Origin of the sequence: Pseudalkalibacillus hwajinpoensis (assembly GCF_015234585.1) — a bacterium.
In the GTDB taxonomy this organism is placed as follows: Bacteria; Bacillota; Bacilli; order Bacillales; family Guptibacillaceae; genus Guptibacillus; species Guptibacillus hwajinpoensis_B.
Genome location: NZ_JADFCM010000008.1, coordinates 2,031,435 through 2,046,294, shown reverse-complemented (window position 1 = coordinate 2,046,294; position 14,860 = coordinate 2,031,435). Strand labels below are relative to the sequence as shown.

Sequence of the window (14,860 nt, the reverse complement as noted above, 5' to 3'; positions counted from 1 at the left end):
AGACGAGACACAGTCATTTATTCAAAAAATCATTGATTTCTTTATTGCGATTATTGATGGAATAAAAGGGGTATTTCAATCGTAAAGTGACAAGTGACTGAAACTTTCTTCCCTTTTGAACGTATAAGAGAAGAAGGAAAAGGAGGGAGCGAGGATGGAGATTCTATCTTTGCCAGCAGTTGGCTTTCTTATCGTCTTACTTAGCGTGCTATTCTTGTTTGCTGAGTTACTTGTCCGTGTAAAAGGTATTTTTGGATTGATCGGAATACTATTGCTCACATTTTATTTTAGTTTCCATCTTACTTCTTTATCATCAATTCTCTGGATGGGACTTGTGTTTGCTGTTGGTTTAGGCTTAGTTATTCTTGATGGGAAATTACTCAACGATGGTACATTTGGTCTGATTGGATTAATTATGATGGTTACAGCCGTAGCCATTCCTTCCCCAACTTTCCTTTATGGACTTCTCGTTTCAAGTGGTTTTTTAATTGGTACAGCTGCTTCATTCCTGTTTTTGCGTGTTTTCCCCGCACGCTCTATGTGGACGAAAATGACGTTAAAGGATCGATTAAGCAGTGAAATGGGGTATAATTCCATGAACTCTGAGTATAAGAGTTTAGTTGGAGAATCGGCTATAACAATTACTCCATTTCGACCAAGTGGAACAATACAAGTCAATGAGAAAAAGTACAGCGCCATTTCTGTTGGAAGTTGGATCGATAAGGATACGGCAGTAGTTATTACGTCTGTAGATGGTACGCGTATCTTAATAGAAGAGAAAAAAGAAGAAAGTAAACGTCATCCAATTTAAAATGGTCCCCGAGTCATAGATTCGGGGATTTTTTCATATTCTTTTCTAATCCCTTTATCCCGATCTCTAAACTAGGGTTGACATGTTGTTAGATAATAGTTAAGATTTAGAAAATAACTTATCAAGAGAGACCGAGGGACTGGCCCGTTGACGTCCAGCAACCTGCCTGATTGGCAAGGTGCTACTTCCAGCAAAATGGAGTCCATTTTGGAAGATAAGGTGAATTAAGGTAACCTGATCTGTCTTTCCAATTTGGGAAGGCTTTTTTCATTTATAAGCTTCTCCTCATGATTATTACGACAAAGGGAGGTTGCATGATGGGAACGAAAGACCAGAATTTTTCAGACGTTGCTGTACGTATAGAACGAATGCTAAGTTCGTTGAAATTTGGATCAATTACGCTTGTTGTTCAAGATGGGAAAGTTGTTCAACTTGAAAGAAAAGAAAAAGAACGACTTTAATATTGGCGCTGACTAGAGAAACTAGAGGCGGTTCTAACCCTAAAGGTTAGAATCGCCTCTTTTTTTAAACTTTTAAATATATTTCCTTGATCGGAATTGGGAGGGTTAGAAATGAATTGGTTCTATGATAATTGGTCGGGGAAGGAACCTGAATTCAACGTTGAATCAGAAACGAAAGGGGCTCTTGAAGTTCTGGAGTGGGCGTATCAAATTTACCAAGGTGATATTGTATATGCTTGTAGTTTCGGTGTTGAAGGTGTCGTTCTAATTGATTTGATTTCCCGGATAAACCAGAACGCGAAAATTGTTTTTTTGGATACAGGTCTCCATTTTAATGAGACTTATGAGCTAATTAATAAAGTAAAAGCTAAATATCCATCTCTAAATATTAAGTTAAAGCAACCAAAGGAGTCGGTCGAAGAACAAGCATTAAGTAAAGGGGATGCTCTATGGGAGCGAGACCCGGGACAGTGCTGCAACTTGAGAAAAATCATACCATTGCATGAAGAATTAGATCATGTAAGTGCCTGGATCTCAGGGTTAAGGAGAGAGCAGTCGCCACTCAGACAAAAGACAAATTATTTCAATAGAGATGATAAGTTTCAGGCGATTAAGGTTTGTCCACTTATTCATTGGACATGGAAAGATGTTTGGAGGTACGTGTACGAAAAGGATTTACCATACAATCCCCTTCATGATAAAGGCTACCCAAGTATAGGATGTGCGGTATGCACTGAAAGGGTATTGGAAGGTAGTGATTCTAGAGCTGGGAGATGGGCAAATCAGGAAAAAACGGAATGCGGCTTGCATCTTGATTCAGCACCAAATCGGTGACGGTCATGACAACCCTAGTTATTACGGTGGCTCTCTTTTTTGCTATGAATATTGGCGCTAGTGGAGCTGCGGCATCGATGGGAGTGGCTTACGGGGCGGGAGCGATTAAAAGAAGAAGCGTAGCACTGAGTGTTTGTGCGATTGGGATTGTTGGTGGTGCCACATTAGGTGGAGGTAATGTTATTAAAACAATGGGGAGTGGCATTATACCTTCTTCCGTACTCAGTCTAAAGGTTATCTTGATTATTTTCATTTCAGCTACAACAGCGCTCTTTCTAGCAAATATGATGGGGATTCCATTATCAACAAGTGAAGTTACTGTGGGCGCAGTGGTAGGAGTTGGTATTGCTTATCGTGCTTTGTACTTTCAGAATGTGATGTTCATTATGTTGTTGTGGATCGTTATACCGGTTATTGCTTTTGCGACAGCTCTCAGTGTTGGGAAAATTTTAGGTCTTTTAAAACAAAGAATCAATCTTACTTCAAAGTGGCAAAAGCCACTCACCATTTTTTTAATTGTAGCCGGTTTTCTAGAAGCCTTTTCAGCAGGAATGAATAACGTCGCAAATGCGATTGGACCGCTAGTTGGAGCGGGAGTTTTATCCCTTTCTCACGGCGCATTTTTTGGGGGAGCTTTTGTTGCTTTAGGTGCTTTAGTTTTTGGTAAACGTGTCATTGAAACGAATGGTTATCGCATCACAAAATTTTCACTTGGTGAAGGTTGTGCTATATCAGGTACGAGCGCTGGACTTGTGATTGGAGCTTCCTTATTTGGGATTCCGGTGCCGCTTACCCAGATTACCACCTCATCGATCATTGGTATTGGAACGGCTAAAGATGGATTTCAGCTTTGGCAGAAAGATGTCATTACGCGAATGATTAAAGTTTGGGCAGTTTCACCGGTTTTTTCTTTAGTTATTTCTTATAGTATGATCAAACTTTTTTTAGAAAGTGATTTATATACATTAATTGCAATTGGCAGCGTTATTCTAGCGACGCTTGGATCAGGAAGTTTAATTCGATCGATTCGCTCTCAAAAGAGAACATTACAAGACGAAGGAAGCTTATAATAAATTCAATTTGGAGGGATTAAGATGGCAACAATTAACGCGCATGGAGGAACATTGATTAACCGTTACAAACCTAATACTGAAATTGATGGGATTATTAAAGAAATTGAGCTAGACACTACTGCGTTAAGTGATCTGGAATTAATCGGAACAGGAGCGTATAGTCCGTTAACTGGTTTTCTTAATGAAGATGAGTATACGTCAGTCGTTCATCACCTCAAATTAGAAAGCGGGTTGCCATGGAGCATTCCTATTACGTTGCCAGTTACGCACGAACGAGCTGCTGAGATCGTAATTGGTGATAAAGTGAAGTTAACTAATAATGGGACTGTGTACGGCACAATAGAAGTGGAATCCAAATATACTCCTGATAAGGGAGTGGAGGCGCGCCACGTGTATTTAACAGAGGACAGTGAACATCCAGGAGTGAAAAAAGTTTACGATAGACCAGATGTTTACATTGGTGGACCAATTACGCTTATTAAAAGAACCGAAAAAGGCAAGTTTGACCGCTATCATTATGATCCATCTGAAACAAGAGATTATTTTGAACGTCAGGGCTGGAAGAAAGTTGTAGGATTTCAAACAAGAAATCCGGTTCATCGAGCGCATGAGTATATTCAAAAGACCGCACTTGAAACAGTGGATGGCTTGTTCTTGAATCCTCTTGTAGGTGAAACCAAATCAGATGATATACCAGCAGAAATTCGAATGGAAAGCTATGAAGTTCTACTTAAGAACTATTACCCTGAAGATCGTGTGCACCTTGGTGTCTTTCCTGCTGCTATGCGCTATGCAGGGCCAAGAGAGGCAATCTTTCATGCGCTTGTTCGAAAAAACTTTGGATGCACACATTTTATTGTGGGGAGAGATCATGCCGGAGTAGGTGATTACTATGGCACTTATGATGCCCAGGAAATCTTTAGTCAATTTACAAGCGAGGAATTAGGAATTACACCACTCTTCTTTGAACACAGTTTCTACTGTGAGAAGTGCGATAGCATGGCTTCGGCCAAAACGTGCCCGCATGGGAAGGAGCATCACGTCATTTTATCAGGTACTAAAGTACGTGCCCTTTTACGAAATGGGGAGCAGCCTCCGGCAACATTTAGTCGTCCTGAGGTTGTGGAGGTACTAATTAAAGGAATGAGTGAGAAGACAGTGAACGCATAAGGGGGAGATTTGAGATGACAGTGAACAATAATTTAACCTGGCACGATACAGTGGTAACAAAAGAAATGAGGCAGCAGAGGAATCAGCATAAAAGTGCAGTACTCTTCTTTACAGGTTTGTCTGGTTCCGGGAAATCAACACTGGCAAATGATGTTTCAAGGAAGCTTCATGAATTAAACGTCCAAAGCTATGTTCTAGACGGTGATAATATCCGTCAGGGTTTAAATAAGGATCTTGGTTTTCGAGAAGAAGATCGCAAGGAAAATATTAGACGTATTGGGGAGGTGTCTAAACTACTAGTTGATAGCGGTCAATTCGCAATCACTGCATTTATTTCCCCGTTCCATAGTGATAGACAAGTAGTACGTGAACTTCTGCAACAAGGTGAATTTATTGAGGTATATGTGAAATGTCCAATAAATGAGTGTGAGAGTCGAGATCCTAAAGGATTATACAAAAAAGCTCGTAGTGGCGAGATTCCTCACTTCACAGGCGTATCATCTCCTTACGAAGTACCGATCAATCCCGAAATCACCATTGATACGGACAACCACTCCAGAGAAGAATGTGCTGATAAAGTGATGTCCTATTTAGTAAAGCAAGGGTTGATTATAAATCAATAACTTTTGAGCTTAAGTGATTTTTAAGAATAAAATCATCTCGTGGAGGAGGAAATCAGATGGGGAAAGTTTATCTAGTTGGCGCAGGACCAGGAGACATCGACTTAATTACAGTGAAAGGCGTAAAGTGTATTGAGCAGGCAGATGTGATCCTCTATGATCGCTTAATCAATCAAGACCTTCTCGATTACGCAAAAGAAGGGATCGAGTTAATTTACTGCGGTAAGTTACCTGATTACCACACACTAAAACAGGAAACCATAAATCGTTTTCTCGTAAAGCATGCACTTAAAGGGAAAGTGGTCACAAGGTTAAAAGGAGGAGACCCTTTTGTTTATGGTCGAGGTGGTGAAGAAGCCGAAGTCCTTTCAAACCATGGAATCCCTTTTGAAATCGTTCCAGGTATTACTTCTGGTATTGCTGCCCCTATGTATGCAGGCATTCCAGTAACACATCGTGAACTAAGTTCAACATTTGCATTTGTAACTGGTCATCGTAAAGAAGGCGAAGAAGAAGAATTACGCTGGGAGAGTCTCGCCAAAGGTATAGATACACTCGCCATTTATATGGGAGTGAAAAATTTACCTTATATTTGCTCGATGCTTCGAAAATATGGAAGGAATAAAGAAACTCCTGTTGCACTTGTTCACTGGGGAACAACACAAACGCAACAAACGGTAACGGGTACCCTTGAGACAATAACAGAAGATGTAAAGAAAGCAGGAGTGCAAAACCCAAGCATGATTATCGTGGGTGAAGTGGTAAACCTAAGGTCGAAACTGAATTGGTTTGAGAAAATGTCACGAGATGAACAAAGCACTAAGTCGGTCGTTAGCGCCTTATAGGAGGTGGTGGATAGTGAAAGCCGTTCTATATATATGTCATGGTAGTCGCGTGAAAGAAGGAAGAAATCAAGCGGTAGAATTTGTTGAGAAGTGTAAAAAAGAACTTGGGTATCCAATCCAAGAGACATGTTTTCTTGAGCTTTCGAAGCCCGATATTTATCAAGGTATATCAACATGTGTACAACAAGGTGCGAAAGAAATTGTGGTAGTACCCGTCTTATTACTTGCAGCAACTCATGTAAAGAAGGACATTCCGAACGAAGTAGAGCGCGTCTCTGGAGAATTTCCATCGATAACTGTTCACATGGGATGTCCTTTAGGAGTACACGATAAGTTGATCTCTATTATAGAAGAAAGAGTTAGGGAGACAGGAGTTTCCATTCAACAAGATGCAAGTGCTCTACTTGTAGGGAGAGGAAGTAGTGATCCTGATACAATAAGAGATTTAGATCGAATCGCAAGGCGAATCCTTGAAAAGATGAGATTTAAAAAGGTCTCTGTGTGCTATCTTGCAGCTGCAACTCCAACCTTTGATGAAGGAATTAAACACGCTAAAAACGGCACTAATAGTCAGGTCTTTGTCATTCCTTATCTTTTATTTACAGGTGTTCTAATGAGAGAAATGGAACATAAAATAAGTAGGTTAGATGGAGATGGTCCAGATTTCTATCTTTGTCATTACCTTGGCTACCATGAATTTTTGAAAGATGTATTGAAAGAAAGAGTAATAGAAGCATATGAGATGGAGGTAAAGGTATGAGGGAATATCCGGTTACCCTTAACCTGGTAGGAAAAAAAGTTGTCATTGTTGGAGGGGGTCGTATCGCGCTTAGGAAGCTCAAAGGTCTACTTGGTTGCGGTGCGAATCTAAAAGTAGTAAGCCCTATTATTCACAGTGATATTAAGAAATATGTGGATTCTGACAATATTACCCTCGTGGAACGCGCAGTTAGGGAGTGTGATATACATAATGCGTTTTTAATTATTGTAGCGACCAATTCGTATGAAGTGAATGAATTTGTTGTCAAACATGCCGAAGATAATCAGCTAGTTAATGCATCACATCAGGCTGACAGAGGTAACGTGTCTCTACCTGCAACGTTGAGGCGAGGAAGACTAGTGATATCTGTTGTCACAGGTGGAGCAAGTCCGTTGCTCGCAAAGAAAATTCGAGATGACCTTTCGTTGCAATATGACCAGTCATATGGACAGTATGTAGAGAGTTTATATAAGAAAAGGCTGGAAATAAAGAGCAATAACTTGTGCGAAAGTGAAAAGAAGGACATTTTAGAAACAGCTATGAATAAGACATTTCTATAATCACATGCTATTGATTCGCTTAGACTATTTTTCTGTTTCAAGATCATCAATGATACGTTTGAAGCGATCCTAAAATTACCATAAGATAAGAAAGGAGGAGCCCTGGCTCCTCCTTTTGTTTCTTATAAAACGTTAAAGTATCTTCCTTCTGGGTGAGCGAAAACCATTGCAGTGACAGAGGCTTCGGGCTCCATCATACATCCATCCGTTAATTCAATCCCAATGTCTCGGGGATGAATGAGTGCAAATAACTTGTTTTGATCTTCGAGTTCGGGGCAAGCAGGATATCCAAAGGAAAAGCGTTGACCCTGATATTTTGCTGAAAATCGATTCTGCATAGTGAAATCTGTGGGGTCTGGGAATCCCCATTTATCTCTCATCAACTGATGAATGTGTTCAGCAAGACCTTCAGCAGTCTCTAGAGCTAATGCTTGTAGTGCATGACTTTCCAAATAATCACCTTTATTTTTTAACTCTAGAGAACGTTCTCGAATTCCTCTTCCCGCTGTAACAGCAAAGAATCCAACATAATCCATTTCACCACTTGATACCGAACGAAGGTAGTCAGCAAGACATAAGAAAGGTTCTTTTTGCTGACGAGGAAACGAAAACCGTTCAATAACTGTTTGATGATCATGTGGAGAGTAAATGATCACTTCATTCCCATTGGACTGTGCTGGGAAGAATTGATACTTCGCTGAGGGCTGTATCCAATTTTCTTTTTTCGCTCGAGTTAACAGCTGGTCAACCACTTCTTTTAAATGAACAGCCTTCTCGTTTTTTTCCTTTAATAGTCTTGATACCTTCCCTTTAAGACCCAGGTGATGTCCAATTAACATCTGCATATTTATATATGGCTCAATATGTGCAACAGAGTAATTTCTTAAAATATGCGGCTCGAGATCGTATGGCTGATAAACCTGCACATCAGTCGTTACATTAGAAACAGGTTTAACAGCAACGGCCGTTCCGTTATTAGAGCTAGTTTTCCTTTCTATGACAGGTTGAGTAGCTCTTTTTTTAGATTGCTCTTCCATAAGAGTTCTTTTTTCTTCTTCATTACTTAGCCGATTGGAAAGCGATAGTCCTTCCATTGCGTCCTTTGCATAAAAAACAGGTCCATCATACTCAGCTGAAATTTTATTATCGGTAAATTTACGTGATAGAGCCGCACCGCCTACCATAATTGGTATAGATATTTTAGCTTGCTTCATATCTTGAGCGGTCAGAACCATTTGTTGGGCAGATTTCACTAATAGTCCTGAAAGTCCAACAAAATCTGGCTCTTGCTCCTGAATCTGATGAATAAGATCGGTAGGGGTAACCTTGATTCCAAGGTCAACCACCTCGAAACCATTATTACTTAATATTATTTCAACTAGGTTCTTACCAATATCATGAACATCGCCTTTAACGGTTGCTAATAATACTTTCCCTTTGGTATGGGAGGCATCTTCTTTTTCCATGTGAGGTTCGAGGAAAGCGACGGAAGCTTTCATCACCTCTGCACTTTGGAGTACCTCAGCAACAATTAATTGGTTATCATTAAATAATTTACCCACCTCTGCCATCCCATTCATTAGAGGTCCATTGATAATTTGAAGTGGAGAACTGTATTCATTAAGGGCTTTTTCTAAATCCTGCAGCAAACCTTCTTTTGTTCCTTCTACTACATATAAACTAAGTCGTTCTTGAAGCGTGAGGTTCGAGGTTTGTACTTTACTTTCTTTCTTTTTACCACGATAATAAGCTGTAAAATCAGCAAGAGTCATGTCGTTTGTTTCGAAAAGAAGTTCATCTGCAAGCCGAACTTCTTTATCAGAAATGGAAGCGTATCGTTCTAATTTCTCAGTGTTCACAATTGCGTAATCTAATCCTGCTTTTGTACAGTGGTACAAATAGGCAGCGTTTAATACTTCTCTCCCTACAGGAGGAAGCCCGAATGATACATTGCTAATTCCGAGTATAGTCTGACAGTCCGGGAGCGCTTCTTTAATAAGCTTTATCCCTTCAATTGTTTCAGAAGCTGAGCCGATGTATTGTTCATCGCCTGTTCCGATTGGAAAAACAAGTGGATCAAAAATGATATCCGAAGATTTGAGACCGTATTTAGAAACGAGTAGCTCATGTGAGCGTTTAGCAACTTCGAGCTTACGTTCAGCTGTTATCGCCATCCCTATCTCATCAATAGTGCCAACTACAACGGCGGCGCCATATTTATGAATAAGAGGAGTGACAGCTTCAAATCGTTCTTCTCCATCCTCGAGGTTAATTGAGTTGATGATCGCTTTTCCTTGTGAATAAGAAAGGGCTTTTTCAATCACCGCGTCATCTGTTGAGTCAATGATAAGAGGGGTTTTTACTTTATTTACAACATATTTCATGAAATTCTCAATATCTGCAAGTTCGTCACTGTCAGGATTTGCTAGGCAAATATCGATAACCTGCGCTCCTTTTTTTACTTGTGAGCGAGCTATTTCAGAAGCCTCTTCAAATTTCTCCTCAGCTATAAGACGTTTGAATTTCCGTGAACCAATCACATTTGTCCGCTCTCCGACAAGAACAGGTCTTGTGTTTTCATCATAGATAAATGGCTCAATCCCTGAAATTGCGTGCGGGTGGGAGTGAGGTACTTTTCTAGGCTGAACATTCTTCACAGAATCTGATATCGCTTTGATATGAGCAGGTGTCGTTCCACAACAACCGCCAACTACATTTAGCCATCCTTTTTCCGCAAATCCTCTAATTTTTGATGCCAAACTTTCTGGCGTTTCATGATAATGCCCCTCTTCATCTGGAAGGCCCGCATTTGGATAGCAACTCACAGAAGTTGTGGCAAGATCTGATAGAGAGCGGAGGTGATCTCTCATAAATTCTGGTCCTGTTGCACAGTTTAGACCAACAACAGCTGGGTTCATGTGTTCAAGTGATAAATAAAAAGCTTCAATGCTTTGACCTGCGAGAGTTGTTCCCATCGGTTCGATAGTACCAGAAATGATAAGGGGAACAGAACGATTGCTTTCTTTAAAAGATTTTGAAATCCCAATAAAAGCGGCTTTAACATTTAGCATATCCTGACTTGTTTCAACAAGGAGGAGATCTACGCCACCTTCTAGTAATCCTTTTGCTTGTAATTGATAGGATCGGCATAGAGCTTCAAATGTAGTGCCACCTGTAACAGATAATGTTTTTGTTGTTGGCCCCATTGAACCAGCTACAAAACGGGGCTTATCAAATGTCGTCACTTTTGAAACTGCTTCTTTTGCTAGAATGGCAGATGTGTAGTTAAGCTTTTCAGCAAGATGGCCAAGATTATATTCGTCGAGAACGAGATCGGTCGCTCCGAAAGTGTTCGTTTCAATAATATCAGCACCACAAGCTAAGTAATCATCATGTATTGAGGAGATAAGGTCTGGTCTTGTTAAAGATAAGTATTCGTTGCAGCCTTCGTAATCTTCACCACCAAAATCAGCAGGCATAAGATTAGCCTGTTGAATCATTGTTCCCATGGCTCCATCAAGAACAAGAATTCTCTTCTTAAGTAGATCTTCAAATGAGGGGTAGACCACTATGAATCTTCCTTTCTTCTTCAATACGAGTTTTTTCTTTAATGTAACGAGTTAATTCAACTGTTAATTCGTAGCGCAAAAACGGTGTTATTAAATAAATGCCATTGAATAAATCGAATGCTGCATCAATTAAGGACTTTGCGATGGCGAGTCCTTCATTTTGTGACTCACTGGCATCGGTGGCTGTGGACATTCGCTTACGTATTGAATCAGATAATTTTATTCCTGGTACTTCATTATGCAGGAATTCGGCATTTCGATAGCTTGTTAACGGCATGATTCCGATGTAAATAGGGCACATTAAATGTTTTGTAGCTTCATGTACTTCGATTAATTGTTCTTCGCTATAGATAGGCTGACTAATAAAATAATCCGCCCCATACTGCTGTTTTTTCTCAAGTCTTGCGACAGCTCGATCAAGATGGCGAACATTAGGGTTAAAAGCTGCTGCGATCGAAAAGGAAGTCTTCATCCCAAGTGATTTACCGGAATAAGATAACCCGTTGTTGAATTGTTTGATTAACCGGATAAGGTCGAAAGATGATACGTCATATACAGAAGTTGCACCTGGAAAATCTCCTATTTTTGTAGGATCTCCAGTAACAGCGAGTACTTGATTAATTCCCAGTGTATGAAGCCCCATTATATGCGATTGTAATCCGATGATATTCCGGTCTCTACAAGCTATGTGCACGAGAGGGCGAACATTAAATTGTGACTGAATAGTTGATGCCATAGCTGTATTGCAAATACGAGGTGAAGCAAGGGAATTATCAGCTAGTGTAATAGCATCTACTCCGACTTCTTGTAGGGCCTTCGTACCTTGGAGATACTTCTTTGTATTTAGCTTCTTAGGCGGATCAAGCTCTACGATAACAGAACGTTGCTTTTGAGCAATTTCATGCAAGTGGGGCAAACGATCTATGTTGTTTTCGGTTTGCGTGACTTCTTTAGCTATTACTTCTATTTTTTTATGAGTAATAGGTTTTGTTCCCTTTAAAGCTTTTGAAACAGCAGCAATATGTTCTGGTGTTGTACCACAACATCCTCCAATTAATCGAACACCTTGTTTGCGGAGAGATTCAGCACTTTGTTTAAAATAATCAGGGGCAGTGGGGTAAACCAATCGTCCCTCCTCATAGTCAGGTAAACTTGCATTTGGATAAGCAGAGAGATAACTAGTTGAAAGGGGGACCTCTTCAAAAGCTTGAATCATATGATATGGCCCTAGTCTACAATTAACACCTGTCACATCTGCTCCAGACTCTTCTAATTGTTTAAGAGCAGATGGAAGGGAGGTCCCGTTTTGTAAAACCCCGGGTTCATGCATGGAAACTTGAGCTATTATGGGGAGATTCGTTTGTTTTCGAGCAATCCCAAGGACTGATGAAATTTCTTCAAGATCGTAATAAGTTTCGAGTAAGATCCCGTCAACGCCCTCAAGTAGAAGACAGTATAACTGTTCTCTAAAGCTACGTTTGATTTCATCAAGAGAAGTCTTTTGAGTATTGATTCCTCGTATGCCACCGATAGTTCCAAATACATAAGTCGCTTTGTTTGCTGCTTGTCGAGCTAATTTAACAGCTTCAGTGTTCATTTCTTTTACAAGATCTTCAAGACCATATCTCGCTAATTTACTGTAGTTTGCTCCATAGGTGTTCGTTTGTATCACGTCTGAACCTGCTTCTACATATGCGCGGTGTATGTTTAATACTTGCTCTGGATGCGATAGGTTTAACTCTTCAAAACATTGATCTACGCCATATGAATAGAGAAGTGTTCCCATCGCGCCATCACCGATTAGAATATTGTTTTTTAATTTATTAAGGAAACTCATAGTTGACCACTCGCTTCGGAAGCGGAGTATTGCTTTCTAATAGCTGCAAATCCATTTTTGAAATCTTTTAATAAATCATCAGGATTTTCAAGTCCCACAGACAATCGCAATAATCCATCTGTGATGCCTCGTTTTCTGCGTTCTATAGGAGGCATAGAAGCATGTGACATTCTAGCTGGATAGGAGAGAATTGATTCTACGGCACCAAGACTTACCGCGAAAACAGGAATTTGAACATGCTTTGTGAATAGACGCACGGCATTTTCATCAGGTAACCGAAAGGACAAAACTGCACCAGGACCAGCGGCTTGATAAATATGAGTGGAGTGACCAGGGTGATAAGAAAGCCCTGGATAAAAGACTTCTTCTACCATATTTTCTTTAGTAAGAGCATGCGCAAGACGAAACGCAGATCTAGACGATTGATCTAGTCGACAATGCAATGTTTTTAAGCCACGGAGAACTAACCAGGAATCGTGAGCGCTTAAGATCGATCCAAACGAGTTTTGCAGGAATGCAAGCTGTTCCGCTAATTCCTCACTTTTTACGGCAGCAAGACCAGCGACGACATCGCTATGTCCTGAAATGAATTTCGTAGCACTATGCAATACGATATCGGCTCCGAAGTCTAACGGACGTTGTAGAGCAGGTGTCATAAAGGTGTTATCGACAAATGTTAAACAATTATTCGCTTTAGCTAATTTAACAACGGCTTGAATGTCAGTTACCTTCAGCAAAGGATTAGAAGGCGTTTCGATATAGATGACTTTAGTATTGGATTGAATACCTCTCGCCACTTCATTTAAATCTGTCATGTCTACAAAAGTATGTTTAATTCCAAATCTACCGAGAACGTCGTGAATCATGCGATACGTCCCACCGTAGACGTCTTCAGATATAAGAACGTGATCGTTTTGTGAAAGAAGCATAAAAGAGGTGGCGATAGCGGCCATCCCAGAAGCAAACGCAAATCCCTTAACCCCACCTTCAAGATTGGCAATTGTTTCTTCAAGCGCTTCGCGAGTGGGGTTGCCTGAACGACTGTAATCGTATTTTCCTGGTTGGTCAAAATCCACCTGATGAAATGTAGAAGCCTGTTGGATAGGGACGCTAACAGCTCCTGTAGCTCTATCAAATTTGTGATCGTTATGAAGAAGTTTTGTTTGAAATGTATAATCAGTATTTGTCAATTTGAACAACCTCCTCTTTAAAAATGGACAATGCTTGATTCAGGTCCTGTATTAAGTCATCGATGTTTTCAATCCCAACAGAGAAACGTAGCAGTCGATTGCACACCCCTTTTTCAAGTCTGATGTCTTCTGGTATTTCAGCATGAGTTTGAGTTGAAGGATATGTGATAAAGCTTTCTACCCCTCCAAGACTTTCAGCAAATGTGACAAGTGTTAATTTTCTAAGAAAGAGATCTACCCATTCTTCGGACCGCAATCTGAAAGAAAGCATCCCACCTTTATCTGGATAAAAAACGTCTGTTATTGCTTCATGATTCGTTAAAAATTCAGTTACCTTTCTGGCATTCTCTTCATGCTGCTTCATTCTGAGTGGCAAGGTTTTCATGCCTCTCATTAATAACCAGGAATCAAAAGGAGAAAGCACAGCGCCTGCACCGTTTTGGTATTGTTGGATTTCAGCGCAAATATTCTCACCTTTTGCAACCACAAGCCCTGCGAGAATATCATTATGACCGCCTAAATACTTAGTGGCACTATGCACGACGATATCCGCCCCAAGCAGTAGTGGGTTTTGTAGAAGAGGGGTGAACAAAGTATTGTCTACAATAAATAATAGGTCCCTGTTTTCTGCTATCCGTGCAATTTTTTCAAGATCTGTTAATTTCATTAATGGATTAGATGGATTTTCAACAAAAATGGCTTTTGTACGGTGAGTTAGGAGTGATGAAAGTTGTTCATTGCTTTGTGTATCAAAATATGTGAAGGAGATACCATAATGTTTTTCAGCATGGGCAAATAATCGAAAAGTCCCACCATACAAATCATCTGAGACGAGAATATGGTCGCCGCTTTTGAATATGGCAAGGATTGCTTGAATCGCAGCCATTCCGGAACTAAAAGCAAATCCCTGATCACCATGTTCGAGTTCTGATATAGCGGATTCTAAAATGGATCGTGTCGGGTTTTTGGTTCTTGAATAATCGAATCCAGTGGATTGACCGATGCCTTCATGGCTATACGATGTGGAGAAGTACACTGGAGGATTTACCGCACCGGTTTTAGTATCTGAATGATTACCTAATTGGACAAGTAGTGTTTCTAACTGTTTATTCGACATAATCAATCTCCTT

The 14,860-nt window shown here is 40.2% G+C and carries 13 protein-coding genes and 1 riboswitch; of the genes, 9 read left to right on the top strand and 4 right to left on the bottom strand.

Features of this window, described 5'->3' with window-relative positions:
* Positions 1 to 154: 154 nt before the first annotated feature.
* The 9 genes from IQ283_RS22185 to IQ283_RS22145 all read left to right on the top strand — a co-directional run bounded on the left by IQ283_RS22185 (position 155) and on the right by IQ283_RS22145 (position 7,134).
* Complete coding sequence (locus IQ283_RS22185; protein ID WP_194222198.1) at positions 155 to 811, top strand: NfeD family protein; 657 nt, start codon at positions 155 to 157, stop codon at positions 809 to 811.
* 115 nt (positions 812 to 926) lie between these two features.
* Positions 927 to 1,032, top strand: a riboswitch (SAM riboswitch).
* A 96-nt stretch (positions 1,033 to 1,128) separates the two neighbouring features.
* Positions 1,129 to 1,272 carry a YezD family protein gene (locus IQ283_RS22180; RefSeq protein ID WP_194222197.1) on the top strand — a complete coding sequence of 48 codons (144 nt, stop codon included), beginning with the start codon at positions 1,129 to 1,131 and terminating at the stop codon, positions 1,270 to 1,272.
* Positions 1,273 to 1,383: 111 nt separating this feature from the next.
* On the top strand, positions 1,384 to 2,106 hold the full coding sequence (locus IQ283_RS22175; RefSeq protein ID WP_194222196.1) for a phosphoadenylyl-sulfate reductase: 723 nt from the start codon (positions 1,384 to 1,386) through the stop codon (positions 2,104 to 2,106).
* 5 nt (positions 2,107 to 2,111) lie between these two features.
* On the top strand, positions 2,112 to 3,176 hold the full coding sequence (locus IQ283_RS22170; RefSeq protein WP_194222195.1) for an inorganic phosphate transporter: 1,065 nt from the start codon (positions 2,112 to 2,114) through the stop codon (positions 3,174 to 3,176).
* Between the two features lie 24 nt (positions 3,177 to 3,200).
* Entirely contained in the window at positions 3,201 to 4,349 is a 1,149-nt protein-coding gene (sat, locus tag IQ283_RS22165; RefSeq protein WP_194222194.1) for a sulfate adenylyltransferase, read from the top strand.
* Positions 4,350 to 4,363: 14 nt separating this feature from the next.
* Positions 4,364 to 4,972, top strand: coding sequence for an adenylyl-sulfate kinase (gene cysC / locus IQ283_RS22160; protein WP_194222193.1), 609 nt, complete (start codon positions 4,364 to 4,366; stop codon positions 4,970 to 4,972).
* Between the two features lie 56 nt (positions 4,973 to 5,028).
* Positions 5,029 to 5,814: a uroporphyrinogen-III C-methyltransferase gene (cobA, locus tag IQ283_RS22155; protein WP_194222192.1), complete on the top strand. Its 786-nt coding sequence runs from the start codon at positions 5,029 to 5,031 to the stop codon at positions 5,812 to 5,814.
* 13 nt (positions 5,815 to 5,827) lie between these two features.
* A complete protein-coding gene (locus tag IQ283_RS22150) occupies positions 5,828 to 6,574 on the top strand; it encodes a sirohydrochlorin chelatase (RefSeq protein WP_194222191.1) in 747 nt (248 codons plus the stop codon).
* Positions 6,571 to 7,134, top strand: coding sequence for an NAD(P)-dependent oxidoreductase (locus IQ283_RS22145; protein WP_194222190.1), 564 nt, complete (start codon positions 6,571 to 6,573; stop codon positions 7,132 to 7,134). Before IQ283_RS22150 ends, IQ283_RS22145 begins: the two co-directional genes overlap by 4 nt.
* Before the next feature lie 122 nt (positions 7,135 to 7,256).
* Here IQ283_RS22145 and metH read toward each other — a convergent pair whose 3' ends face one another.
* From metH to IQ283_RS22125, 4 genes are read right to left on the bottom strand one after another with little or no spacing between them, the layout of a single operon-like run.
* Entirely contained in the window at positions 7,257 to 10,643 is a 3,387-nt protein-coding gene (gene metH / locus IQ283_RS22140) for a methionine synthase (protein ID WP_242057444.1), read from the bottom strand.
* A gap of 40 nt (positions 10,644 to 10,683) precedes the next feature.
* A complete protein-coding gene (locus IQ283_RS22135) occupies positions 10,684 to 12,540 on the bottom strand; it encodes a bifunctional homocysteine S-methyltransferase/methylenetetrahydrofolate reductase (RefSeq protein WP_194222188.1) in 1,857 nt (618 codons plus the stop codon).
* The gene (gene metC, locus IQ283_RS22130) at positions 12,537 to 13,730 is read right to left on the bottom strand and encodes a cystathionine beta-lyase (RefSeq protein ID WP_194222187.1); all 1,194 of its coding nucleotides are present in this window, start codon (positions 13,728 to 13,730) and stop codon (positions 12,537 to 12,539) included. Before metC ends, IQ283_RS22135 begins: the two co-directional genes overlap by 4 nt.
* Positions 13,717 to 14,847 carry a methionine biosynthesis PLP-dependent protein gene (locus IQ283_RS22125; protein WP_194222186.1) on the bottom strand — a complete coding sequence of 377 codons (1,131 nt, stop codon included), beginning with the start codon at positions 14,845 to 14,847 and terminating at the stop codon, positions 13,717 to 13,719. The genes metC and IQ283_RS22125 overlap by 14 nt, the downstream gene beginning before the upstream one ends.
* Positions 14,848 to 14,860 lie beyond the last annotated feature (13 nt).

Bases quoted from the DNA above. Each gene is read 5' to 3' on its own strand.
- IQ283_RS22185 (WP_194222198.1), top strand. From the start codon at position 155: ATGGAGATTCTATCTTTGCCAGCAGTTGGCTTTCTTATCGTCTTACTT.
- IQ283_RS22180 (WP_194222197.1), top strand. From the start codon at position 1,129: ATGGGAACGAAAGACCAGAATTTTTCAGACGTTGCTGTACGTATAGAA.
- IQ283_RS22175 (WP_194222196.1), top strand. From the start codon at position 1,384: ATGAATTGGTTCTATGATAATTGGTCGGGGAAGGAACCTGAATTCAAC.
- IQ283_RS22170 (WP_194222195.1), top strand. From the start codon at position 2,112: ATGACAACCCTAGTTATTACGGTGGCTCTCTTTTTTGCTATGAATATT.
- sat (WP_194222194.1), top strand. From the start codon at position 3,201: ATGGCAACAATTAACGCGCATGGAGGAACATTGATTAACCGTTACAAA.
- cysC (WP_194222193.1), top strand. From the start codon at position 4,364: ATGACAGTGAACAATAATTTAACCTGGCACGATACAGTGGTAACAAAA.
- cobA (WP_194222192.1), top strand. From the start codon at position 5,029: ATGGGGAAAGTTTATCTAGTTGGCGCAGGACCAGGAGACATCGACTTA.
- IQ283_RS22145 (WP_194222190.1), top strand. From the start codon at position 6,571: ATGAGGGAATATCCGGTTACCCTTAACCTGGTAGGAAAAAAAGTTGTC.
- metH (WP_242057444.1), bottom strand. From the start codon at position 10,643: ATGGGAACAATGATTCAACAGGCTAATCTTATGCCTGCTGATTTTGGT.
- IQ283_RS22135 (WP_194222188.1), bottom strand. From the start codon at position 12,540: ATGAGTTTCCTTAATAAATTAAAAAACAATATTCTAATCGGTGATGGC.
- IQ283_RS22125 (WP_194222186.1), bottom strand. From the start codon at position 14,847: ATGTCGAATAAACAGTTAGAAACACTACTTGTCCAATTAGGTAATCAT.